At 45.1% G+C, this 25,140-nt stretch carries 22 protein-coding genes and 1 tRNA gene; 11 read left to right on the top strand and 12 right to left on the bottom strand.

What is annotated here, in order from left to right; genetic code table 11:
• Positions 1-31 precede the first annotated feature (31 nt).
• Positions 32-1,459, bottom strand: coding sequence for a glutamate--tRNA ligase (gene gltX / locus AACV32_RS17510; RefSeq protein ID WP_017047302.1), 1,428 nt, complete (start codon positions 1,457-1,459; stop codon positions 32-34).
• Between the two features lie 238 nt (positions 1,460-1,697).
• Here gltX and AACV32_RS17505 point away from each other — a divergent pair, with 238 nt between their 5' ends.
• Both AACV32_RS17505 and AACV32_RS17500 read left to right on the top strand, forming a co-directional pair.
• The gene (locus AACV32_RS17505; RefSeq protein WP_249339510.1) at positions 1,698-4,223 is read left to right on the top strand and encodes a heavy metal translocating P-type ATPase; all 2,526 of its coding nucleotides are present in this window, start codon (positions 1,698-1,700) and stop codon (positions 4,221-4,223) included.
• A 13-nt stretch (positions 4,224-4,236) separates the two neighbouring features.
• Entirely contained in the window at positions 4,237-4,686 is a 450-nt protein-coding gene (locus tag AACV32_RS17500) for a DUF411 domain-containing protein (RefSeq protein ID WP_017049700.1), read from the top strand.
• A gap of 65 nt (positions 4,687-4,751) precedes the next feature.
• Here AACV32_RS17500 and AACV32_RS17495 read toward each other — a convergent pair whose 3' ends face one another.
• Positions 4,752-7,403, bottom strand: a complete 2,652-nt coding sequence (locus AACV32_RS17495; protein ID WP_026028791.1) for a beta-N-acetylhexosaminidase — start codon at positions 7,401-7,403, stop codon at positions 4,752-4,754.
• A gap of 697 nt (positions 7,404-8,100) precedes the next feature.
• Positions 8,101-8,177: transfer RNA gene (locus tag AACV32_RS17490), tRNA-Pro, on the bottom strand.
• Positions 8,178-8,452: 275 nt separating this feature from the next.
• Here AACV32_RS17490 and AACV32_RS17485 point away from each other — a divergent pair.
• Positions 8,453-8,593: a DUF3149 domain-containing protein gene (locus AACV32_RS17485; RefSeq protein WP_010319399.1), complete on the top strand. Its 141-nt coding sequence runs from the start codon at positions 8,453-8,455 to the stop codon at positions 8,591-8,593.
• A gap of 391 nt (positions 8,594-8,984) precedes the next feature.
• Positions 8,985-9,962, top strand: coding sequence for a 23S rRNA pseudouridine(2604) synthase RluF (rluF, locus tag AACV32_RS17480; protein WP_170895523.1), 978 nt, complete (start codon positions 8,985-8,987; stop codon positions 9,960-9,962).
• A gap of 119 nt (positions 9,963-10,081) precedes the next feature.
• On the opposite strand, the gene upp is transcribed toward rluF, so the two are convergent.
• Positions 10,082-10,708, bottom strand: a complete 627-nt coding sequence (upp, locus tag AACV32_RS17475) for a uracil phosphoribosyltransferase (protein ID WP_026027908.1) — start codon at positions 10,706-10,708, stop codon at positions 10,082-10,084.
• 168 nt (positions 10,709-10,876) lie between these two features.
• Here upp and purM point away from each other — a divergent pair, with 168 nt between their 5' ends.
• The gene (gene purM, locus AACV32_RS17470) at positions 10,877-11,917 is read left to right on the top strand and encodes a phosphoribosylformylglycinamidine cyclo-ligase (RefSeq protein ID WP_010320092.1); all 1,041 of its coding nucleotides are present in this window, start codon (positions 10,877-10,879) and stop codon (positions 11,915-11,917) included.
• A 3-nt stretch (positions 11,918-11,920) separates the two neighbouring features.
• The gene (purN, locus tag AACV32_RS17465; RefSeq protein ID WP_017047307.1) at positions 11,921-12,562 is read left to right on the top strand and encodes a phosphoribosylglycinamide formyltransferase; all 642 of its coding nucleotides are present in this window, start codon (positions 11,921-11,923) and stop codon (positions 12,560-12,562) included.
• Between the two features lie 111 nt (positions 12,563-12,673).
• Here the strand turns inward: purN and AACV32_RS17460 are convergent, their stop codons facing one another.
• On the bottom strand, positions 12,674-13,507 hold the full coding sequence (locus tag AACV32_RS17460; RefSeq protein WP_017049703.1) for a class II glutamine amidotransferase: 834 nt from the start codon (positions 13,505-13,507) through the stop codon (positions 12,674-12,676).
• Positions 13,508-13,570: 63 nt separating this feature from the next.
• Positions 13,571-14,146, bottom strand: a complete 576-nt coding sequence (lpcA, locus tag AACV32_RS17455; protein ID WP_010320095.1) for a D-sedoheptulose 7-phosphate isomerase — start codon at positions 14,144-14,146, stop codon at positions 13,571-13,573.
• A gap of 347 nt (positions 14,147-14,493) precedes the next feature.
• Between lpcA and fadE the strand changes: the two genes are divergently transcribed.
• Positions 14,494-16,938, top strand: a complete 2,445-nt coding sequence (fadE, locus tag AACV32_RS17450; protein ID WP_047689246.1) for an acyl-CoA dehydrogenase FadE — start codon at positions 14,494-14,496, stop codon at positions 16,936-16,938.
• 93 nt (positions 16,939-17,031) lie between these two features.
• Here fadE and AACV32_RS17445 read toward each other — a convergent pair whose 3' ends face one another.
• Together AACV32_RS17445 and dnaQ are read right to left on the bottom strand one after the other, a co-directional pair.
• Positions 17,032-18,282, bottom strand: a complete 1,251-nt coding sequence (locus tag AACV32_RS17445) for a TIGR03503 family protein (RefSeq protein WP_047689249.1) — start codon at positions 18,280-18,282, stop codon at positions 17,032-17,034.
• Between the two features lie 8 nt (positions 18,283-18,290).
• On the bottom strand, positions 18,291-19,034 hold the full coding sequence (dnaQ, locus tag AACV32_RS17440; protein WP_170895522.1) for a DNA polymerase III subunit epsilon: 744 nt from the start codon (positions 19,032-19,034) through the stop codon (positions 18,291-18,293).
• A gap of 56 nt (positions 19,035-19,090) precedes the next feature.
• Here dnaQ and rnhA point away from each other — a divergent pair, with 56 nt between their 5' ends.
• Positions 19,091-19,558 (top strand): ribonuclease HI, encoded by a 468-nt coding sequence (gene rnhA, locus AACV32_RS17435; protein WP_013856228.1) that lies wholly within the window; start codon positions 19,091-19,093, stop codon positions 19,556-19,558.
• Here rnhA and AACV32_RS17430 read toward each other — a convergent pair.
• Positions 19,543-20,307, bottom strand: coding sequence for a class I SAM-dependent methyltransferase (locus AACV32_RS17430; protein ID WP_170895521.1), 765 nt, complete (start codon positions 20,305-20,307; stop codon positions 19,543-19,545). The genes rnhA and AACV32_RS17430 overlap by 16 nt on opposite strands.
• Before the next feature lie 36 nt (positions 20,308-20,343).
• On the opposite strand from AACV32_RS17430, the gene gloB reads away from it, so the two are divergent.
• From gloB to AACV32_RS17415, 3 genes are all read left to right on the top strand, one after another.
• Entirely contained in the window at positions 20,344-21,102 is a 759-nt protein-coding gene (gloB, locus tag AACV32_RS17425; RefSeq protein WP_026028526.1) for a hydroxyacylglutathione hydrolase, read from the top strand.
• 72 nt (positions 21,103-21,174) lie between these two features.
• On the top strand, positions 21,175-22,746 hold the full coding sequence (locus AACV32_RS17420) for a lytic transglycosylase (RefSeq protein WP_017046610.1): 1,572 nt from the start codon (positions 21,175-21,177) through the stop codon (positions 22,744-22,746).
• The gene (locus AACV32_RS17415) at positions 22,743-23,429 is read left to right on the top strand and encodes a YIP1 family protein (protein ID WP_013856224.1); all 687 of its coding nucleotides are present in this window, start codon (positions 22,743-22,745) and stop codon (positions 23,427-23,429) included. The genes AACV32_RS17420 and AACV32_RS17415 overlap by 4 nt, the downstream gene beginning before the upstream one ends.
• 7 nt (positions 23,430-23,436) lie before the next feature.
• On the opposite strand, the gene AACV32_RS17410 is transcribed toward AACV32_RS17415, so the two are convergent.
• The 3 genes from AACV32_RS17410 to AACV32_RS17400 all read right to left on the bottom strand — a co-directional run bounded on the left by AACV32_RS17410 (position 23,437) and on the right by AACV32_RS17400 (position 25,120).
• On the bottom strand, positions 23,437-24,279 hold the full coding sequence (locus AACV32_RS17410; RefSeq protein WP_026028527.1) for an endonuclease/exonuclease/phosphatase family protein: 843 nt from the start codon (positions 24,277-24,279) through the stop codon (positions 23,437-23,439).
• Positions 24,280-24,359: 80 nt separating this feature from the next.
• On the bottom strand, positions 24,360-24,698 hold the full coding sequence (gene glnB / locus AACV32_RS17405; protein WP_010320105.1) for a nitrogen regulatory protein P-II: 339 nt from the start codon (positions 24,696-24,698) through the stop codon (positions 24,360-24,362).
• Positions 24,699-24,808: 110 nt separating this feature from the next.
• Positions 24,809-25,120 carry a c-type cytochrome gene (locus AACV32_RS17400; protein WP_026028528.1) on the bottom strand — a complete coding sequence of 104 codons (312 nt, stop codon included), beginning with the start codon at positions 25,118-25,120 and terminating at the stop codon, positions 24,809-24,811.
• Between the last annotated feature and the right edge of the window lie 20 nt (positions 25,121-25,140).

The raw sequence follows: 25,140 nt of genomic DNA, 5'->3' as shown, positions 1-25,140 counted from the left end.
TGCGGTTCAAAGCGTTGTTCGTATGATTGACTTATTGAGCGTTCGCTTCACGCTCAACAATAAAGGCCAATGCCATATTGATACGAGCAATGACACGCTCTTTGCCGATCAGTTGCATAACAGCATCAACCGATGGCGATTGACCACCGCCAGTGACAGCAACGCGCAGCGGCATGCCTATTTTACCCATACCGATTTCAAGCTCTTCACACACTTGAGCGATGACAGCGTGCAGGTTTTCCGTTGTCCAGTCACTCAATGCTTCTAATTTGCTTAAAGCAAGTGCTAGCGGCTCTTTCGCCACACCGCGCAAGTGTTTTTTCGCCGCATCAGCATCAAACTCAGCAAAATCTTCAAAGAAGTAACGAGATTGAGCAGCAAGTTCAACCAAGGTATTGCAGCGTTCACCAACCAGTTTAACGATCTCAGCTAATGCTGGGCCGTTGTCTTTACTTATGCCTTGTTGCTCAAAGTGCCATTCAAGGTGTTTTGCAACATATTCAGGCTCTGATGTTTTAATGTAGTGATTGTTCAGCCACAACAACTTATCAGTATTAAATGCAGATGCCGATTTGCTAATAGCATTTAAACTGAAGAACTGAATCATCTCTTCACGCGAGAAAATTTCTTGGTCGCCATGAGACCAACCTAGACGAACTAAATAGTTATTCAGTGCTTCAGGCAGATAACCTTCATCGCGATACTGCATCACAGAAACAGCGCCATGACGTTTAGATAGCTTCGCGCCGTCGTCACCTAAGATCATTGCGCAGTGCGCAAACACAGGTACAGGAGCACCTAACGCTTCGTAAATGTTGATTTGACGAGGTGTGTTGTTGATGTGATCTTCGCCACGAACGACATGAGTAATCCCCATATCCCAGTCATCCACCACCACACAGAAGTTATAGGTGGGTGAGCCATCGGTACGGCGAATGATCAGATCATCCATCTGGCTGTTGGAGATTTCGATACGACCGCGGATCTGGTCGTCAAAAATTACGCTGCCTTCTTTAGGATTACGGAAACGGATAACACACGGATCCCCTTCTTTTGCGGCGTCGTTAACCGCTTTGATTTTTGGGTGATCAGCATCGTAGCGCGGCATCTCTTTGTTCGCTTCTTGCTCGGCACGAACTTCATCTAACAGCTCTTTAGAGGCGTAACATTTGTAGGCTTTATCTTCAGCAAGCAGCTTATCGACAACTTCATTATAACGATCAAAATGTTTAGTTTGGAAATATGGGCCTTCATCCCAATTCAAACCTAGCCAAGTCATACCTTCAAGAATCGCGTCTACGGCTTCTTGCGTCGAGCGCTCTAGGTCGGTGTCTTCAATACGCAAAACAAACTCACCACCTTGGCTTTTTGCATAAAGCCAAGAGTAAAGTGCAGTACGCGCACCACCAACGTGAAGATAGCCTGTCGGGCTAGGAGCAAAACGAGTTTTAACCGTCATTTGATTTCCTTAGGGATAAAAAGACAGCGGAGAACATGTCCACTGCAAGTACCAGGATAAAAAGTGGCGACATTTTACCACTGACGGCTAAATCTACAATCCTCGATTGCCTTTCGTTTTTCTGCGCTCAAGAATAACGCTTAAAATTCGCTTAACTTTCCTTTAGTGGAACTTGACCTTGCCCTAAAGGTAAGGTTTATGCTTCTAGCTATTGAGTTGCTTTATGAGGAATTTTTCAATGAAACGCTTTCAATTGCCTTTATCAGGGCTGAAATGCATGGGTTGCGCGAAGAAACTTGAGCAGCATTTCAAACAAGAATTTGAGGTACAAATCCACCAGCTGTCACCCACATTCATCGAGCTGAGCACTTCGGCCTCTTTAAGTGAACTCATCGCCGCTATCGAATCCTTAGGCTATCAAGCCTTGCTCAGCACGAACAGCGATCCTCTGCCCTCATCGCAACCCACAACCTTGGTTAGCGATACACAGCCACTCGCACAAGAGACAGAAGTCTCAACAACGGGTTTGGTTAGTACCCACTTACTGATCCAAGGAATGACTTGCGCAAGCTGTGTTTCTTCGGTGGAAAAAGCACTTCTAAGTGTTAACGGCGTACAAAAAGCGCAAATCAATTTAGCGGAACAAAGCGCCTTAGTGCTCTCGCAAGCAGATATCGCTGACCTTGAACGGCAATTGCTCAATGCCATTACTCATGCAGGCTACCGTGCAGAGCGAGTCGATGATCCAGCCCAACAGCAAGAAAAACAAAAACAGCAATCACTTGATTTACAAAAGCAACATAAAACCAATGCATTACTAGGTTTAATAATGGGTATTCCGTTAATGCTTTGGGGCCTTCTTGGTGGCAGCATGATGATTGTGACCACTCAGCAGCAAATATACTGGGGCGTTATCGGCATTGTGTGCTTAGCCCTATTAGCCACCGCTGGCCGCCACTTTTTTAGCCATGCTTGGCTTGCGTTAATCCATAAGCGCGCCACCATGGATAGCTTAGTCGCCCTAGGAACTGGAGCGGCTTGGGCCTATTCAATGTTGGTAGTGATTTACCCAACTTGGTTTCCCATAGCCTCGCGTCATGTTTACTTTGAAGCCAGCGCGATGATTATCGGTTTGATTTCACTGGGCCACTATATTGAGGCGAAAGCCAAAGCGAAGACAACCCAATCCTTACAAGCCTTAATTAACTTGCAGCCACAACAAGCAACACGCATCACGGCGCAAGGCGATCAACAGATTGCGGTTGAATTAGTACAACTTGGTATGCAACTGCGCATAAAACCGGGAGAAAAAGTGCCGATAGACGGCAAAGTCCTCAGCGGTGAATCTTATGTTGATGAGTCCATGCTCACTGGCGAGCCGATCCCCGTCCTAAAAGTGGCAGGCGATGCCATTGCGGCAGGTACCATCAATCATGATGGCAGCTTAGTCATCGAAGCCACCGGCGTAGGGGCGCAAACCATGCTCTCGCGCATCATCCAAATGGTGCGTCAGGCGCAAAGCAGTAAACCAGCCATCGCCAAACTGGCAGATCAGATATCCGCTATTTTTGTACCGACAGTGATTATGATTGCCCTATTTTCTGCTCTGATTTGGTACTTTGTAGGCCCCGAACCTAAGGCCAGTTATATGCTAGTTGTTGCGACAACAGTATTGATCATTGCCTGCCCTTGTGCCTTGGGTCTAGCTACTCCACTCTCGGTTACAGTAGGAGTTGGCAAAGCCGCTGAAATGGGTATCTTGATCAGAGATGCCAATGTATTGCAATCGGCAAGCAAAATCACCACTGTAGTATTTGATAAGACAGGTACGCTCACTCAAGGCAAGCCAACCGTTCAGAACTTAGTCACGTGGGGAATTGAAGATAACAAATTGTTAACCCTTGTTTACGCTTTGGAACTGCGCTCTGAACATCCTCTTGGCAAGGCTATCTGCCATTATGCGCAACCGCTGGTATCAACCAGCGCCGAAGTCGAGCAATTTACCAACCTAAGAGGCAAAGGGCTAATGGCAAATATTGGCGGTGATTCCGTCGTCGTTGCCTCTTTATCGCACCTTGAGTCACTGGACGTTCCTCTTACTCAAGCACAAACAACCATTGAACACTACGCAGAGCAAGCTTGGACTCCGGTCGCGGTTGCCATTAACGGTGAACTCAAAGGTCTCATCGCAATTGCTGATCCAATCAAACCTAACGCTGCACAAGCTATCAGCACACTGAACAAAATGAACATTCGTACCGTGATGCTAACCGGAGATAACCAAAGCGTGGCCACTGCAATCGCCAAACAAATAGGCATACAGCAAGTGATCGCTCAAGTACTTCCAGATCAAAAAGCACAAAAAATCGTTCAGTTACAAGAGAAAGGCCAAATCGTCGCCATGGTCGGTGATGGTATTAATGATGCGCCAGCCCTTGCGCAAGCCGATATTGGTATCGCAATGGGCAGTGGCAGTGATGTCGCAATAGAGAGTGCGCAAATGACATTGCTCAACTCCTCACCGCTTGCCGTAGTCAATGCTATCGCTCTTTCTAAAGCAACGGTAAAAAACATGAAGCAGAACCTATTGGGCGCGTTTATTTATAACACCTTCGGCATTCCCATTGCCGCTGGCGTGCTTTATCCCGCTTTTGGCTTTTTACTCAGCCCTGTAGTTGCAGGAGCGGCAATGGCTTTGTCCTCAATCACAGTCGTGAGCAACGCTAACCGCTTACGTCTATTTAAATCCCCTTTTCACTCTTAGAGGTTAGATAAAAATGAAAATGATCACAGCCGCTATGCTTAGCACCTTGTCTCTTATGAGCTACTCCGCATTCGCCACGGTGACCGAGGTGACCAATTACAAATCCCCTTATTGTGGCTGCTGTACTGAGTGGTCCACTCACATGCAACAAGCAGGATTTAAGGTTAACGAGCAATTGCAAGAAGATATGACGGCGATAAAACAACAATTGGGCATTACACCCAAGCTCGCCTCTTGCCATACAGCCGTTATCGACGGCTATGTTTTCGAAGGTCACATTCCAGCCACAGACATTCAAGCCTTTCTCGCTAATCCACCGAAAAATGCCAAAGGGTTAGCCGCGCCCGGCATGCCAATCGGTTCTCCAGGTATGGAATCTGGTGATAAGAAAGAAGCCTATTCGGTTTTTGCTTTTAACGAGCAAGGTCAGGTGTTTGAGTTTGCTCACCACGAAGGTAATTGATTTTATGTAATAAAGCCTCCGACAGATGCGGAGGCTTTCATTTGAGTGCCTTGATATGGCTACAGTTATTTAACGCTAGTTACTCGGCTGACTCGCTCGCCTGAAGCAGAGATAGAACGGATCCAGACCTCACCGGACACCTTCGGTTGTTCAATGCTCAAGTAAGTAAGCCATTGTTGACCATCTAATGAGTATTGCAGCTCAACACCTGGGAATGACGAATTCATCGACAATTTACCCGCTTCAATCTTAGCTCCGGGAATTGGCAGGCGATAATCAATGCCAGCTTTTTCCAGTTTCGCCAGCTCACGTTGCCCAACAATATTAGCAAAACGAGTCCAATCTTGATTCAGTGCAGACTTATTGACTAAGTTCGTTTGCTGAGAATATTCAACCCCTACTTTATAGTTGTTTTCCCACTCCGCTTTATGCCAAGCACGTTCAGCGGCAGCCAACACTCGAGGGAAAACCATATATTCATACTGCTCATCATTACGAACCGTTTCTGACCACAATTGAGCTGACAAGCCGTAGAATGGTTTCGACGTCACCTCTCCTTTACCGACAAAACCATTACCATCACGATCTAATGAAGTTTCAGCGTTTTGCGGCATATTTTCCGGTGCAAAACCAAACATTTTGCGCGTATCGGTCGCACGGGTGGCCCAGTAATAACCGCGCTCTTTAGGATCCGCCTCATAAGGCATATCCATGTAGACATAATCAGGGTTAGAAACAATTACGTCGTAACCTTGTTTTGCCCATTCATAAACAGAGCTTGTACCGCCCCAATAGAGGACATCCCAAAAGTTCACACGTGTATTGCGCGTGGCAAAAGAGGATTCTCCCTCGCTGTATTTCAAGCCATCTTGCCATGCTTGGAAATTCTCAATCCCTTTATCGGCGACAATTTCCGACACTTGCTCAGCAAAATAACTCGGTAAATGAGCAAAGTCACTTACTACTCCTTGGCTGACTAATGCTTGGCACTGTGGCGATTTCGCAAATGGTTTATCTTGTTGTGAAAGATCTAAGTTACCTTTCCAACTGACTTTTTCCGTCGCATTAATATCTTGGAAACCCGCGCCCAATTTGATGTTTTTCGCCTCATCGCCACCAAAATGCCAAGTCAATAAAGGCATGCCCGCCTCACTGTGCATCAAGGCCACTTCAGTGATCACCTTGTCCACAAAACGTTTAGACGAGTCTAAACAAGGGTTAATAAAACTCTGCTTATCATAAAACTGAACCGTCGTAACATTGGAGCTGTCTTGAGGATCCATCAAGCGATACTGGCTAGCCTGTTCGGTTTTCCCCTCTTGGCTCAAACGATCAAAACGAGCCTCCATTGAAACAACCGCAGAGCGAGCATGGGCTGGCATATCAATTTCAGGAATCACTTCAATATTGCGCGCTTTAGCGTGCTTGAGGATTTCAATGTAATCGGCTCGACTAAAATAACCTGAGCCAAAGTTATCAGAATTTGGACCGGAGCCAAGCTGTGGCAGCAAGCAGTTTTTCTCATCTAAATCAAAGCAGCGCTGCCCACCAATGTCGGTCAATTCAGGTAAGCCCGGAATTTCTAAACGCCAACCTTCATCATCGGTCAAATGAAGATGTAATTTATTCATCTTATAAGCCGCCATTTGATCTAACGTGGCCAAAATCGCTTGCTTAGAATGGAAGTTACGTGCGACATCCACCATCACACCACGGTAATCAAAACGTGGAGCATCTTCGATGTGGATCACTGGCAGCGCTGTGACATTCTGGCTATCCACTAAACCCAAAATAGATTGAACGGCGTAGAAAGCTCCCGCCTCATCAAATGCACGAATAGAGATAGCATTCGGTGCAATCTCCAACTCATAAGCACCTGATGTCGCCATCTGGTCAGAAAATTCGCTCGGTGTAATCGCAACACCAACCGCCAACTCTCCATCAAGCTTCAGCCCAATCGTTTTAGCACGCGCCTGCAATGCTGAAAACTGATCCGTCGCAAAGTCCTTCACATCAAGCTTAAGGCCGCGATTAATGTCAACAACACCTTGACCGAGCGTTGTTTTTAGAGGCGTTGGTAACAGAGCCGTTGATACATCTTGCAGTGATACATCGCTATTTCTCTCAAATCGGCTGATGGCCGTGGCAAACACATTATTATCGCTGGTGGTGCGTTTTATATTGTCACCCTCAAGCCCACGCACAAATGACGACGTGTCCTCTGTGTTGAGAGATACAATAAGTTTAGGCTCTGTATTGGGCGCCGTAACGAATGCACGCGGCATAAAGTCCGTTTCAAACAACTGCCAATATTCAGCGACCAGAGGCAAAACAACCTCTTCGCCAGCAGAAAAACCATCAAATTTATCAGTAGGTTCAAGCTTATGTAAATCACCCGTTAAACGGGTAATTTTGAATTGATCATTTTCAACATCCAGAATAAGTCGAATGCTGTGGAAATAGATAGCCCACTGCTTTGAATTCACAGCTTCACCTTGGTTAACCAAGGTCATGTTCACTTTATTACACGATGCCCATTCTGCTTCGAGAGCCTGACATGCCAATCCTTCATCTGCCCCGTGATTGGTTAATACGGTGTAATGAATATCCAAATTTTCCGCCAGCGCATCGACTACTTTCTGCTCTGGTGATTGCAACAAAGAGCAACCTGATAATGTGGCGATAACCGAAACAGCAATCAAACTAGGTTTCAACATTTGACTCACCCTACCTTTAAAATAAAAACCCAATATCCTGTTAAAAGGACTCAAAACAGCAACAAGCATAAAGGCTTGTGACCTAAGGCATTCACCATACAAGGAGTTATTTCTAAGCGTAAAATAATTAGCTACACGAAGTGATCCAGTTCAAATTCTCTAAAATACAATCAAAACAAAACCATTTAAAATCAATAGATTAAACTTGACGTCAAAACCGTAATTTATTATTTGACGAGTTTAACTTGAGAAAGATCACATAAAAATGCATAACAAAAATGAATTTATGAATAGAGATCACTACTCACTACAAGGCGAGAAGTTCATTAAAGGGATTTTGCAGGTTAAATTGTGATATAGGTCATAAATTGTAATGACTCATCAAACGTCAAAATGCGCTAAAGTGACGTTTTTTACACATCCTAATGCTATTTATTATCGTGGAATATTGACTGCTATTTTCAATAGTTGAATTTGCTCGGAGAAGGGTGAACAGTGAAAGAGGCGAACCTCTTTCTCTTTGGTAACGAAAACTTACCACTTCCAAATGCAACAAAGCCCCGCATTACTGCGAGGCCTTTAATGTGGTCGGTGAAGAGCCAGATAGTGAAAGAGGCGAACCCTTTTCTCTTTGGTAACGAAAACTTACCGTTTCCAAATGTAACAAAGCCCCGCATTACTGCGAGGCTTTTAAAGATGGTCGGTGAAGAGGGATTCGAACCCCCGACCCTCTGGTCCCAAACCAGATGCGCTACCAAGCTGCGCTATTCACCGAAATTTTTGCTCTGCACTTAACGAGCAGTTCCGAGCTTTTTGTCTAGAACGGATGCGTATATTACTCATCTAAAATTAAGACGCAAGCCTTTAATCTTATTTCCATCAAATAACAAACTCATTGGCTAAATCACCATCAAATACACATAAAAACGTGACTAATTACACACCAACAGAAACATCAAGTTAACCTATGCAACACAATTGATCCAGATCAGTGTCAACAAACAGAGCAAACTTTAACTTGGCTGTGTCTTCGAAACTTTGGAGGAAACATGGACTTTTGGCTTGATCTCCTATTTGGTAATGCTGTGGGACTATCTTCAATGATAGTAATCTTTGGTGCTTTTGGTCTTATGCTGTTTTATGGCGGTTTCTTCATTTATAAAGTGATGAATGACAAATCTCCTCACTAGATCGCTTAGCACCTATTGAAAAATAGTGTGACGCTATGCACCGGGGTCGATTATCTGTCTGCTCCGGTTTTTTATCGCGTTAATAACTCTATCTTCTTGATGAATGGCATCATTCGGCTACTCAAGAACGGTTCGATAAGAACACCTGTCTCAAAATAGTTTCCATTTTCTCATACAAATAAAAGCATTCCCTCTTCGCATAAATAAAGACGTCAATGCCGTCTATATCTTGTTGAGGAAAAGTGATGGGGAAAGGCTGGAAACCATGAGTGTCATTAAAAACGCCTTGGTTAATTAATATTAACTGCTAAAATATCGCAACGTTACTAGGCAACACTCAGAGTGTTGCTTTATTTTTATTCACCGCCGTTGGGAAACGTAAGAGCAACCTATGTCACAACAAGCTACCATCCGTTTAAACAAATACATCAGTGAAACTGGTTTCTGTTCTCGTCGAGAGGCCGATAAGTTAATTGAACAAGGCCGAGTAACCATCAATGGACTATTGCCGGAAATGGGCACTAAAGTCACGCCGAACGATGAGGTGTGCATTGATGGTAATCCATTAAAATCAAAAGAAAAACTGATATACATTGCCCTTAACAAACCGACTGGAATCACCTGCACAACAGAGCGCGATATTCCAGGTAACATTGTTGATTTTATTGGCCACCACAAACGTATTTTCCCGATAGGTCGATTAGATAAACCATCTGATGGGCTGATCTTTCTGACTAACGATGGTGACATAGTCAATAAGATATTACGTGCTGGTAATAACCATGAAAAAGAGTACGTCGTCCGAGTAGATAGACCCATCACCGACGAATTTTTACATAAGATGGCCTCTGGCGTGGAAATTCTTGATACGGTGACACTGCCTTGCAAAGTAACCCAAGAAACGAAGTTCTCCTTTAGAATTGTGTTAACACAAGGGTTAAACCGTCAAATTCGTCGTATGTGTGAGGCCTTAGGTTACGAAGTGTTTAAACTACGCCGAGTTCGTATTATGAACATCAGCCTAGACGGTATCCCGAATGGTGAATGGCGTTATTTAAGCGACGAGGAAGTCGCTGAAATATTAGCAATGTGTGAGAGTTCTTGCGGTACGGAAGGCGCGTCCAAGCTTGATGTGACGGGTAAGCGTATTCGCAAAGCTACCGATGCAAAACTGTTTGATAGTCGTGAGCAAAATCAAACCTCAACGGCACGCAGAAATCAAAAGCCAAAAACGTTCCAAGGACGCAATGCCGATGAGTTTCGCCATGCTCCAAATACAAAAAGAGCACCGCGCCGACCCACAAATTCATCACAAGGTACTCCAGCTAATAGCCACAGAAAAAGCCGTACGTTAAGTCTTAAAAAATAATCATCGAACAATGCGTTAATTCTGTTGAGCAATAAAATGACCGTAATGACGCATCACTGAAACAACTATAAAAAAGGAGAAACTTTCGTTTCTCCTTTAAGACAGTATAAAATTAACGCTTATTTCGTACCAAAAATCTTATCACCAGCATCGCCAAGACCAGGAACGATATAACCTTTATCATTCAATTTCTCATCAATTGCCGCCGTATAGAGCTCAACATCAGGGTGCGCTTTTTCTAACGCCGCGATGCCTTCAGGCGCTGCAACTAAAACGAGAATTTTAAATTGGTTACAGCCGCGCTCCTTGAGCAAATCGATTGTCGCAATCATGGAACCGCCAGTTGCCAGCATTGGGTCAACCACAAGCGCAATTCGCTCCTCAATATTAGAAGCGAGTTTGTTGAAATAAGGGACAGGCTCAAGTGTTTCTTCATCACGATAGATGCCAACAACACTAATCCGCGCACTTGGAATGTGCTCTAAAACGCCGTCCATCATGCCAAGACCAGCACGCAAAATAGGTACTACCGTTACTTTTTTACCTTTGACTTGATCAATTTCAACTGGGCCATTCCAGCCTTCAATCGTCACTTTTTCTGTTTCAAAGTCTGAGGTTGCTTCATAAGTTAGTAGGCTACCCACTTCTGTAGCTAACTCACGAAAACGCTTAGTGCTGATATCCCCTTCCCTCATTAACCCAAGTTTGTGCTTAACTAGAGGGTGTTTAACTTCAACAACTTTCATTTTCATCTCCGACGACATTTAAACAAACCTTCGAATTGTACACACTTTTTATGCTAATTTCAGTGCCAATTATAAACAAAAAAACTGATGCAAACGTTTTCCTTTTTGTTTTAAGCCCTGTTAGAATAGCGCCGTTTTCATATCCAACTTATGACCGAGGACTTCCCCGTGAGCGGTAATAACACTTCTCTTAGTTACAAAGATGCTGGCGTAGATATTGATGCAGGCAATGCACTTGTTGAACGAATTAAAGGCGCCGTCAAACGCACTCGTCGCCCTGAAGTTATGGGTGGCATTGGTGGTTTTGGCGCGCTTTGCGAGCTACCAACCAAATATAAACATCCTGTTTTAGTCTCTGGCACCGATGGAGTTGGCACAAAACTTCGCCTCGCATTGGATATGAATAAGCACGACACCATTGGCATTGACTTGGTTGCAATGTGTGTTAACGATTTGATTGTTCAAGGTGCTGAACCGCTTTTCTTTTTGGACTACTACGCCACGGGCAAATTGGATGTAGATACAGCTGCTGATGTGGTGTCGGGTATTGCCGATGGTTGTGTGCAAGCAGGTTGCGCTTTGATCGGTGGTGAAACCGCTGAAATGCCGGGTATGTACGAAGGTGAAGATTACGATGTCGCTGGCTTTTGTGTCGGTGTGGTTGAAAAAGAAGAGATCATCGATGGCTCAAAAGTAGCAGCAGGTGATGCTCTGATTGCGGTTGGCTCTAGCGGCCCTCACTCAAACGGCTATTCATTAGTTCGCAAGATCCTCGAAGTATCAGGTGCCGACAAAAATGAAGACTTAGCTGGCAAAACAATTGGTGAGCACTTACTGACACCAACCAAGATTTACATCAAATCAGCGCTTAAAATGATCGCCGAGCACGATATTCACGCCATTTCACACATTACTGGCGGTGGTTTCTGGGAAAACATTCCTCGCGTTCTTCCGCAAGGGACGAAAGCGGTGATTGACGGCAATAGCTGGGAATGGCCAATTATTTTCCAATGGCTGCAAGAAAAAGGGAATGTAACCACTCACGAAATGTACCGCACATTTAACTGTGGTGTAGGACTGATTGTTGCGCTTCCAATGGATCAAGCACAAGCGGCGGTTCAATTACTGCAAGCGGAAGGCGAAAATGCGTGGGTTATCGGTCATATTGCTGAAGCTCAACTCGATGAAGAGCAAGTAGAGATCAAATAACTGATGAAAAGTATTGTTGTTTTAGTTTCAGGAAATGGCACCAACTTACAGGCTATCCTTGATGCGTGTGAAACGAAAATTAAAGATGGCAAAGTAACGGCTGTTTTTTCAAACAAAGCAACTGCTTATGGCTTAGAACGAGCTAAAAAAGCAGGTGCGGCGGCGGTGCATATTGACCCAAATGCCTTTGACACGCGAGATGCGTTTGATGCGGTATTGATGGAGAAAATTGACCAATACGCGCCTGACTTAATCATTCTTGCTGGCTACATGCGTATTCTGAGTGGTGAGTTTGTGCGTCACTATTTAGGACGGATGCTCAATATTCATCCTTCTTTACTTCCTAAATATCCTGGGTTGAATACCTACCAACGCGCGATTCACGCGGGTGATGAAGAACATGGCACCAGTGTGCATTTTGTGACTGAACAACTTGATGGTGGCCCAGTCATTCTACAAGCAAAAGTGCCTATTTTTGATGAAGATACCGTTGAGATTCTGACTCAACGTGTCCAAGCTCAAGAGTATCGAATTTACCCACTAGTGGCACAATGGTTCGTTGAAGGACGCTTGGAAATGCGTGAAGGTAAAGCCTATTTAGATGGCCAATTACTTGGCATGCATGGTTATGCTTTCGATGAATAAATCGTATCTCTGAATAGTGCGAAAAAGGTTGCCTCAACAGCAACCTTTTTTATTGTCATCTCAAATACGATTCAAACAGCAGTAAATAGAACAAGCTTAAGAATAAAAAACTTAAATAGGTGCTTGGCAGCCTGGCTTTGCCGCGGCAAACGGAATGTCAGCTAAGGACTGCGCATTGCCATCAACGTATTCGCCATAATGGAAAATCGCATATTCGCCTGGCTTCATTCGTTGCCAAGTTTCATTTCCCGTCAGTGGCTGAGTCGCAATCACTGACACAACATCATCAGGCGTTGTTTCTTCTTGGAAGTTAATCTCGACATCTTCATCAAGTAAACTTGCTTTCCCAAAGGGGGCGCGTCGAGTAATCCAGTACAGATGATTCGTGCAATAGGTCACCACAAACTCACCATCAGAAAGTAGCATATTAAACACACCTTGCATCTTAAGTTGATCGCAACACTTCGCAACGAATTGAAACATGCTGAGCATATCTTGAGGCGGTTCAGGATAACGCGCTTCTAACTGCTTTAACAACCAACAGAAAGCTTGCTCGCTATCCGTTTCACCAACAGGGCGATAGCGCCCAGTTTCTAGCTGCTGGTGATCAGCCAATTGTCCATTGTGAGCGAACGTCCAATATCTCCCCCACAATTCTCGAGTGAATGGGTGAGTATTTTCCAAATTCACCCCCCCCCGATTTGCTTGACGAATATGGCTAACCACTGCCCGACTTTTTATAGGGTAACTCTGCACAAGCTCTGCAATTTTTGACTGAAAGCTAGGGTTAGGGTCTTTAAAGGTGCGAAACCCCTTCCCTTCATAGAAAGTGATTCCCCAACCATCACGATGCGGCCCCGTGTTGCCGCCACGCTGAATCAACCCAGTAAAACTAAAGCAAATATCAGTCGGCACATTGGCACTCATACCGAGCAATTCACACATGGTTTAATGCACTCCCTTTTACAACCACAAACACATTAAAAGAAAAGAACGATGTTGAACTTCTTACGCCATCTCTTTTTCAATCAGTTGGATAACGATGTGGATGATCTTGATATGGATTTCTTGGATACGATCCGCGTAGCCGAAGTGCGGGACACGAATCTCGATATCCGCTAAACCTGCCATTTTCCCACCATCTTTACCGGTCAGTGCAATGGTCTTCATCCCTTTGGCTTGGGCCGCTTCAATCGCTTTCAAAATGTTCCCCGAATTACCAGAAGTCGATAGGCCAAACAGGACATCGCCTTTTGAACCCACCGCTTCCACATAGCGAGAGAATACAAAATCGTAACCAAAATCATTGCTAACGCAAGACAAATGGCTTGGATCTGAAATAGCAATACCAGGATAACCCGGACGATTCTCGCGATAGCGCCCCGTTAGCTCTTCAGCAAAGTGCATTGCATCACAGTGGGAACCGCCATTACCGCAAGAGAGCACTTTCCCGCCTTGCTTAAATGAGTCGGCAATCAGTTTTGCGGCGGCCTCAATTTGAGCGATGTTATGCTCATCATTAAGAAATTTGTTTAGCACGTCAGCCGCTTCGGTCAATTCACTTTTAATTAAATCCTGGTACATAGATATATTCTCTTTTTAATCTGTTTACCGATAGGCTCCATCAATCAAGAGCCAGTAACAGGCTTGAGTTTACCCAAACCATCCTTTCTGTCGATAGTTCGACTTCAAGAATTGTTGTTTTCTCCCGCTTCCCACTCCAGAAAGCCCTCTATGGGTTATTTATTTTGAGGTTTTGCCCTACATGGATCACTTTTTGAACAATACAAGGTTTTACATTTCGTTAATAATTTGATTACACTTAGCACTGGTTAGACCACTTACACAAACGAGACGACTAACAACACTTTCCAATGCACTGAGAAAAATCAGCCGCAATGGCGTGAATACAGTCTCAAAGGAATGAAATTATGGACATCTTGCTCTCTATACTTGGTTTTCTCACCGTGTTCGGTGTGTGCCTCTACCACCGAATGTCACTTTTTAGCGCATTAGTTGCGCTAACGGTAACCATGGTGGTTCTTACCCTGCTGGATTACACCGGGGTGATTGGATGGTTGCTATATTTAGCGGCTATCGCTTTATTAGCCGTTCCCTCTATCCGTCAAAGCGTGATTAGCGAAAAAGCATTAACACTGTTCAAAAAAGTGCTGCCTGCAATGTCACAAACCGAAAAAGAGGCATTAGATGCAGGAACCGTTTGGTGGGAAGCTGAACTGTTTAAAGGCAAACCGAACTGGAACAAACTACACAAAATTGCAGCGCCGACATTAAGTGCACAAGAGCAAGCTTTTATTGATGGACCAGTCAACGAAGTGTGTGCCATGGTTAGCGATTATCAAGTTACGCATGAATTAGCCGACTTACCTCCTGAGGTTTGGCAATATTTAAAAGATCATAAATTCTTCGCCATGATCATTAAAAAACAATACGGCGGCTTGGAGTTTTCAGCTTATGCACAATCCATTGTGCTACAAAAGCTAACGGGTGTATCTGGAGTGCTTTCATCCACCGTTGGTGTACCGAACTCTTTAGGCCCGGGCGAACTTTTACAACATTATGGTACTGAAGATCAGAAAAACCATTACCTGCCACGTTTAGCGGAAGGTAAAGAGATTCCCTGCTTTGCATTAACCAGCCCAGAAGCGGGTTCCGATGCAGGTTCAATTCCTGATTTTGGCGTGGTATGTAAAGGGAAATGGGAAGGAAAAGAAGTGTTAGGGATGCGCCTAACGTGGAACAAGCGCTACATCACGCTCGCCCCGGTTGCAACCGTATTAGGCCTAGCATTCAAACTGCGCGATCCTGACGGCTTACTTGGGGATAAAACAGAGCTTGGCATCACTTGTGCGCTCATCCCAACCCACTTAAAAGGAGTTGAAATTGGCAATCGCCACATGCCATTGAACGTTCCATTCCAAAATGGTCCGACACGTGCTAACGACTTATTTGTGCCGCTTGATTTCATTATTGGCGGACCAAGCATGGCAGGACAAGGCTGGCGTATGCTTGTAGAGTGTTTATCGGTTGGACGTGGCATTACGTTACCTTCTAACTCGACGGGCGGAATTAAAACTGCGGCGCTAGCAACAGGAGCTTACGCTCGGATTCGTCGTCAATTTAAGCAACCAATTGGCCATATGGAAGGTGTCGAAGAGCCATTAGCACGTTTAGGTGGTAACGCTTATGTGATGGATGCGGCGAGCAATTTAACCGTAGCTGGTATTGATCTGGGCGAAAAACCCTCGGTCATTTCCGCTATAGTCAAATACCACTGTACCCACCGTGGTCAACGCAGCATTATTGATGCGATGGACATCGTGGGCGGGAAAGGCATTTGTATTGGTCCTGCTAACTTTTTAGCTCGCAGCTACCAAGGTGCACCGATTGCCGTAACCGTCGAAGGGGCCAATATTCTGACTCGCTCAATGATCATCTTTGGTCAAGGCGCTATCCGTTGTCATCCTTATGTTTTAGAAGAAATGAACGCCGCTTATTCACAAGATTCTGATGCCGTTGAGAAATTTGACGCCGCTCTTGCAGGTCACGTCAGCTTCACCATGAGTAATCTTGTGCGCAGTATTTGGTTTGGTGTCACCGATGGTTTGGGTTCATCTGCACCGACTAATGATGCAACCAAACGCTACTATCAACAACTAAACCGTTACAGCGCTAACTTAGCACTGCTTTCTGATATTTCGATGGCTGTATTGGGAGGCTCTCTCAAACGTAAAGAGCGCTTGTCAGCACGCCTTGGCGATATTTTGAGCCAACTCTACCTCAGTTCTGCCACACTTAAGCGTTTTGAAAATGATGGTCGTCCCGTGGAGGATCTTCCTTTGGTTCATTGGGGTCTACAAGACAGTTTGAAGCAGACGGAAGTCGCCATTGATGAATTCTTAGCCAACTTCCCGAATAAAGCGATTGGTAAGGTACTTCGTATATTGTTGATGCCGATTGGTCGAGTACGCAAAGTACCTAGTGATAAATTAGATAGCCAAGTTGCGCAGATCCTGCAAACACCGAGTGAAACTCGTTCACGCATCGGTCGCAACCAATATCTCGCCCCAACGGCGCATAATGCGGCGGGTAAGATTGAACAAGCACTGGACATCATTTTACGTGCAGAGCCTTTGTTCGATAAAGTGTGCAGCGTCACCAATCAACGCCGTCCATTTTTGCGTTTAGATGAAGTGGCCGCCATTGGCTTACAACAAAAAATTCTAACCGAACAAGAAGCACAGCTATTAACGGAAGCTGAGGCTCATCGTTTGTATACCATTAATGTCGATGATTTTGCGCCACAGGAACTGGCCGCAAAGCCTCAATATCCGGCAATAAATGATGTTGCGTAAGTCAATCTATTGAATGTCAAAGGGCGCTTTAAGCGCCCTTTTCTATGACTAGAATACAGAATCAAGAGGTTGCCAACTCGGCAACATCCCTTGTTATTTCTTCGGCATATTCAACTGTAATTCGGGTTGCAACGTCTTTTTCGCTTTAATCTTACGCATCACAAACCACGCCAAAAGCCCAATCAATATCGCACCAATATTACCAATAACAATGAACATAATACTGCGACTCGTTGCCTCTTCTCTCATCTGAATAATAAGTTGCTCCTGTTCAAGCCTACGCTGCTTAATCTCTTCTTCCATCTGCAAACGGCGAGTCTCCTCAATGTTAACATCATCCACCACGCTGTAAGTACGCTCTGAAAGTGGGAAATAAAGTGGGCGCTGGCTAGCGAGCTCTGTCGCATACAACCTTCCAGACCAACGATAGTTACCGTTATCCCCTTTATATGGAATTTCCAAATTAAGCTTGAGTGACTCTTTTCCGGATAGTCCTTCAGTAGCAAAAATATCATCATAAATATTGGCATGCTCAACATGCGCCGCTATCGATCCGGGTTCAACCATGCCTAACTCACCTGCAAACACAATTTGGTGCGGCGCGCCATCTACTCGGGACTGGATAAAGGTAGTCGACACTGGCGTAGGGTAAACTAACACTTCTTGCTCTTGAGCGCGTAAAAATACACCGTTACCAGAAGTGATCCTAACGCGATACTTACCCGGAACTGGAGTGATAGACAACGCAACCGTAAATACACCATCACCAGGGCGTTCGTCCAAACCACGTCCATCATCGGCAAATTCACCAATCACTTCCGGTAATGGACGCGCTTCTTTGATCAGTTCTTCTTCATTTTCAACGAACTTAGTAAAAGTCACTTTTAAGTTGACTCTATCGAGAAAGTCTCTCAACAATAAAGGCTTACCGTCGGAGGTTAAGCGAGCTGTAAATTTTAATTCTTCACCATGATACAAACGGCTAGGAAATACATCTGTATCCAATTGCAAGTGTGAGATTAGCTTAATGCTATTTTGTGGCGAAACCTTTCCTATAGCCTGCCAAGGGCCAGGCATTGGCTTATCAATTGAAATGATATCCATTGTGGGTTCTTGATACCAACGCATATTCTCATCGTACCGCCACGCGTAATATTTCTTACCATCTGGCCGCACAAGCACCACTGGCTGAGATGACTTTTCGCGATACACGACAAAAGTAATTTGTGAAATGGTTGGATCCACTCGAAAACGATTATCGAGTAGCGACATCGAGGAGGGATTTGCCGCAAAAACGCCAATACTCCACATCAGCGCAGCAATAGCCACCATTATCCTCAACATATTTTCTCCTACTGACGCCAAAGGCAACTTCCACTCTTTTCGACTAGATCCAATCTTTCTTGGTGTGCTTGTAGTTCATCGGCACAAGCATGCAAAACCTTTAGCTTTTTCCGACCTGCGACAGCTCGTTTTATTGCCTCTCCTCCCACACTGCCATCACTGCGCGTTCCAGCATTAAATTGTAAAGAGGTTTGCCCACCTGTCATCAGCAGATAAACGTCTGCTAATATCTCCGCATCAAGCAATGCACCGTGCAAGGTACGATGTGAGTTATCGATACCATAACGATCACAAAGTATATCCAAATTGTTGCGTTTGCCGGGGAAAATACGCTTTGCCATAGCAAGCGTATCGGTCACTTTGCAATACTGCTCCGTCTTACCGATTTTAGCGTCGAGCTTGCGAAACTCGTAATCCATAAAACCGACGTCGAAGGGAGCGTTGTGCGCCACCAGCTCAGCTCCCTTGATGAAATCTAAAAACTCTTGATGCACATCGCGATATTGCGGTTTGTCCATCAAAAACTCATCGGTAATACCGTGGATCTCGATCGCTTCTAACTGAATCTCACGATCGGGTTTCAGGTAGACATGGAAGTGGCGGCCTGTCAGCTTGCGGTTGATAATTTCAACGGCACCGATTTCAACAATGCGGTGTCCTTCATAGTGAGGGCCGCCTTCACGGTTCATACCCGTGGTTTCCGTATCGAGAACGACGATACGTTGGGATTGGGAATTGCTGCTAGTATTCATAAGGATATGTATGTCAGACTATGCCAATAATGTGCGTAACCTAATAGTATCAAATCATGACAAAACAGGTGGAAATTTTCACTGATGGATCTTGCTTAGGTAATCCTGGCCCGGGTGGTTATGGGGTTGTCCTTCGTTACAAAGAAACCGAAAAAACGTTAGCCAAAGGCTACCGACTCACCACTAACAACCGAATGGAAATGTTAGCGGCAGTGGTTGCACTGCAAACACTGAAAGAGCCATGTAATGTTATTCTCACAACAGACAGCCAATACGTTCGTCAAGGTATTACTCAGTGGATCCACAACTGGAAAAAACGCGGTTGGAAAACATCGGATAAAAAACCAGTGAAGAATGCCGATTTATGGCAAGCACTTGATAAAGAAAGCGCCCGCCACACCATTGACTGGCGCTGGGTGAAAGGCCATGCGGGTCATCGTGAAAATGAAATGTGCGATGAATTAGCACGCAATGCAGCAGAAAACCCAACCGAAGACGATATTGGGTATCAAGCATCCGAATAAGGGTCACAGGCGTTATCTTGGTTCTGAGTTGATAAACGGTAGTTCAAGCTAACTGGCGAAAGACGCCGTTTAAAACGCCAATGAGGTTTAATCGGTTTCAAGGGATAAGTACGTTTGCGCGCTACAATGAAATACAGGCTACCAAATGGAGCGGCCCAGTCGCCAATACCATTTTCCAACCACGCCCACATGGGTTGATATTTTTGCATCGGAAAAAGGGCATATTGGTCACAGTCAATCACTTGATAGTTCAAGACACTCAGCCAGTCCTTAATTCGGTTAGCGGTAAACATACGACCGCTCCAAGGTAAGTTATGTTTTCGCCAAGGCATCAAACTTGCGATCCCCGTAAAACTGATTGGATTAAACCCCGTAATAATGATGTAGCCATCATCCATCATCACGCGATCAACTTCGCGTAAGATACGGTGCGGATCGCCACAATAATCCAGTTGGTGCGCTAAAATAGCCACATCAAAACTCTTTTCGAGAAAAGGCAGTTCGTAGCTATCGGCAATCACCGTATGGAGTGGGTTTTCAATATCAAGATGAACTTGGTGTTGAATATTGCAGTTGCAACTGGCAAGCTCACAACTCAAACCACCGAGCTTAAGCATATGATAGCCAAATAATTTAGAGCACCATTCATCAAGCCGAGTCTGAATAGAATCACTAACCCACTGGCCATTTTTAAGTTGGGACCAAGAATGAGGCTTATCTAATTTTTTTTCGCTACGCGCTGGCTTCATCGATAACCTATTTCACCTCGGTGATTGGAGATACTCATGTTACAGATCAAAAGCATACCCGCATTTAATGATAATTACATCTGGCTGATCCAAAATAGCGATCAGCGTTGTGCTGTGGTCGATCCCGGTGATGCAGCACCAGTGCTTGAGTACCTCTCGAAGCATCAATTAACGCTCGAAGCAATATTAATTACCCACCATCACCATGATCACATTGGTGGTGTTGCAGAACTGGTTCGCCAGTTTCCCAGCATTAACGTTGTTGGTCCCGCTCATGAACCTATTCCTACCTTAACGCACGCGGTTGAAGCTGGCGATCAGCTAGAACTGTTCAATGAAATCTTTATGGTGCTTGATCTCGCAGGACACACAAAAGGCCACATAGGCTATGTCGGTGACAATAAACTGTTTTGTGGCGATGTACTGTTCTCCGCAGGGTGTGGCCGTGTTTTTGAGGGCACAATGGAGCAAATGTTTACGTCACTGTGTAAACTTGCCGCATTGCCAGAAGAGACTGAGGTCTATTGCGCGCACGAATATACCGCAAGTAACGTCGCATTTGCTTTAGCCGTTGAGCCCGATAATGACCAACTTCAACAGTATCGAGATACCGTCAACCGGCTCCGAGCTCAGCAGAAATCGACATTACCGACCACGATCCGCCAAGAAAAATGGATCAATCCATTTTTGCGGACCCAGCAAGAGAGTGTGATGAAATCCGTCGCGAATCGTACTCAACAAACCGATCCTCTATCAATTTTTACCGCGTTACGTGAGTGGAAGAACGAATTTTGACGATTTGCTGCTTGTCATAGCAATAAAGTGCCAAGTATTATCAGCAGCCATTAAGTCAAAGGGCTGAGATAGATGCGATTTCAATTTAGCTGGGTGATGGTGCTCTTGTTAGCGGGGTGCCAAATCACTCAGCCAACAGACCAAACAACAGCGCCAAATGCCAAAGAGGCAAATAGCCCTCAGATTCAGACACAAAAAGAGATGGCTAAACAAAAGTCGTCATCTGCAAAAAACACAACGCCGAAAGTGATCACGCCACAAGAGCAAGCGGACGTATGGCAGCGCATCGCAATGCAGTTGTCGATGGATATCCCAGATCATAAATCAGTGAATTATTATCGAACTTGGTATCTTAAACACCCTAATCACCTACAAACTGTTGCCGAGCGAGCAAAGCCATTTCTTTACCTTATCACTGAGAAAATTGAGCAGCGCGGCTTACCACTTGAGTTAGCACTCTTACCCATTGTTGAAAGCTCGTTTGATGCCTTTGCCTACTCACACGGTAGCGCTGCGGGGCTGTGGCAATTTGTGCCGAGCACGGGAGAGATGTATGGCCTAGAGCAAAATTTTTGGTATGACGGAAGACGAGATGTAGACGCCGCCACCGATGCGGCTTTGGATTATCTCACTGCATTAAATAAGCGTTTTGATGGTGATTGGAGCCATGCGATTGCCGCCTATAATAGCGGTGGTGGGCGGATCTCTAGCGCGATTCGTAAGAATCACAAGGCTGGTAAACCAACCGACTTTTTCTCACTCGACTTACCCGATGAAACCACAGGCTACGTCCCTAAATTACTCGCACTGGCCGATATTGTTGCCAATCAAGAAAAATATGGCATTGAAATCCCAGCGATTGCTAACAAACCAGTGTTAACGTTAGTCGACCCTCAAGAACAGCTTGATCTTGCCATTGCCGCCAATTACGCAGGAATGAGCGTGAAAGAGTTGCAAAGTTACAACCCAGCTTACAATCAATGGGCGACCTCGCCGACGGGACCTCATCAACTGCTTATCCCAGTCGATAAAGTGGAACGCTTTGCTCAGAAAGTTGAAGAGAATCGCGGTAAAGGGATGAAGTTAGTACGCTACAAGGTAAAATCCGGCGATAGCTTGAGTGTGATTGCTCAACAGCACAATACCACCAGCAAAGTGATTCAGACGGCCAACAATCTCAATGGCAACGTCATTCGCGTTGGGCAGTATTTAATGATCCCAACATCCGTAAAAGACGAAAAAGCATACGCACTCAGTGCCAGTAACCGCTTGGCAAAAACGCAAGCGATGGCCCGTGGTCAGTATAAGCTGTCTCATACGGTAGCCAAAGGTGATAGCTTATGGAGCATTGCCAAACAGCACAATGTTTCCCATCAGTCCTTAGCAAAATGGAACGGTATGGGGCCAAGAGACACGTTGAAGATTGGCCAAAAACTGGTCATTTGGAAAAATAGCAGTGAGGGCGCCATCATTCGCACTGTCTTTTATCAAGTGCGTAGCGGCGATACACTCAGCGCCATCGCTAATAAGTTTAAAGTCAAAAGCCTCGACATTGTAAAATGGAACGAGCTTGCAAACCAAAAGTACTTAAAGCCGGGTCAAAAACTCAAGCTCTACGTCGATGTCACTAAGGTCAGTGTATGAATCCTTCCAGTAACCCGTTAATCATGTTGGTGGATATTTTCCGTTCCCCCACGTCTTGTTTTTTAGCCCTTTATCAACGCGGCATGTGGGGTTGGCAACCTTATCTCTTTTTAATCCTGAGTCCCTTTCTATTTTGGGGGGCTTATTTTGACGTGGTTAACCTTGAATGGTTAAAAGCTGGGCTCTCGGCGCAGTTGGCTATGATCAACCCCGCTCAGCTTGAAATGTTAGATGCCAACACCTTGATGGCAAGCGAAATTATCAGTGATGTGGTAGGCCGCACGCTAACGATTTTCATGTTGGCATTGTGGTTCAATTTGGCGACCAAGCAGAGCCAACATCAGCACGGTTTCTGGCGTTGGTTTGCCGCAAGTGCTGTCATCACTTTCCCAGCCGTGTTGGGCGATCTCGCCAGTTACGCGAGCTTATTACTCAAACATGGCCACGTGATGACTTACGCTGCTGACCTTAATAGTTTAAATGGCCTAATTAAGTTGCCACTGACTAATGATTGGTCTCAATTTGCCAGCTCCTTCCCACTGCTTTTGCCTTGGTACATCGTACTTGGCTACGCGGCGGTGGGCGCATGGACAGAGCTGGAACGCGGCCAAGCTCTGGTGATTTCGGCGCTGCCTTGGATTGGCTATTACCTGATTTGGGCGCTGTACATCGCCATCAGTTAGAAAGTGGTTATAAACTAAAACTCGCCAATAGTGGGTTATGATCAGAAGCGTCCGTTACGGGCGCTTTTGCATTGAGCAGTGTTAAACCACGATAAAAAAGATGATCAAGCACCAAGCCCGTCACAAACTGAACACGGTGATCGGGTTCGAACGACACGTCCTTCAAACCCACACGATTTAATGCAGTGGTTAATGTGTCCATTCTTGCTTGACTCCAGCTATTAAAATCGCCACCGACAATCACCGGCCCTTGATGTGTTTTTAATTGAACGAGTAACGCTTCCAGCTGATTGGTATACTCTTGCGTTCCATAGGTAAAGTTCACTGCATGCAGGTTTACAACCGCCAGAGTCTGACCATCACTTAAACGATATAGGGCGTAAATCGCCGATTTGGGTAAGCGCAACCAAGGCTCTAATTCGGTGTAAGCACACGCTAATACTGGCATCTGCTTGCCAAGATTTAACACTCCGGCTGATTCACCAAAAATACGAAAAGCATCCGCTTGCGTCCCCCCCCACTGCTTTTGACTGATCCACTCTTTCAATGACAAGGTCATGCTCGCTTCTTGTAGCAACACCAATTGGGCATCTTGGCTGAATTTATCCAGCTCACTTTGCCATGTTGCTCTATTTTGTTTATAGATATTCCAAACCAGTACATTAAGCTGACCACGCACATCAATTGCGCGAGCGTTTGGATTATCGTAACAAATCAGTGGAGATGAAGCGTTTTTCCCATCAATAGTCAACAATTGCGGCGTTGAAGGAATAGTAAAAATAGAGAAAAAACTAACCACAGCCGCGGTAATCAGCAACAGCGGCAAAACAAGCAGATATTTTCTTTTCATAACGTTCAACAAAATTGGTAGGGATGTATTAATAAAGAGACAAAAAAGGAGCCATTGGCTCCCTTCTTCTCGGTGTACGGCTAAATAGCGTCTTCGTCTTCTTCACCGGTACGAATTCGTACCACTCGTTCAATATTGGTAATGAAAATTTTACCATCACCAATTTTTCCCGTTTGCGCCGTCTCAATAATGGTGTCAACGCAGCGATCAGCGACATCGTCAGTCACCACAATTTCAAGCTTCACTTTAGGTAAGAAATCCACCATGTACTCAGCGCCACGGTACAATTCAGTATGCCCTTTCTGACGACCAAATCCTTTTACTTCAGAAACAGTCATACCCGTGATCCCGACTTCAGCTAACGCTTCGCGGACGTCATCAAGTTTAAATGGCTTAATAATGGCTTCGATTTTTTTCATGTTCATCCCTTACACTTTCGTTAATTGGTGGCATTATCTGCTAGCAAAAAAAAACAATCAATAAAAAGCCCAAGCAACGCTTGGGCTGATTGAAACCCGTTCACTGTCATTTACTTAAGACTTGCGAAATAGGCCGCTAAGTTTTCAATATCGGCATCACTGAGCATTGCCGCTTGCGCTTGCATTACGACGGCTAAACCACCATTACGCTCTTTATTCTTGTAGGCTTTAACTGATGAGATAAGGTATTGCTCATTTTGCCCTTTTAGATTTGGGTATCCCGGAATAAGGGCAATCCCGTCTGCGCCGTGACACGCCGCGCAGATAGCTGCTTTGGCTTGCCCTGCGGCTGGGTCTCCAGCAAACGCACTTCCCGCTAACAACGTTAAACCCATAACTATTCCAATCGCGACTTTTTTCATTGCTCCACCTTTATGTCCAT

The organism is Vibrio sp. B7 (assembly GCF_963888765.1).
In the GTDB taxonomy this organism is placed as follows: domain Bacteria; phylum Pseudomonadota; class Gammaproteobacteria; order Enterobacterales; family Vibrionaceae; genus Vibrio; species Vibrio anguillarum.
The sequence above is the reverse complement of the archived record's forward strand: the minus strand, read 5'-3'. Positions and strand labels throughout refer to the sequence as shown.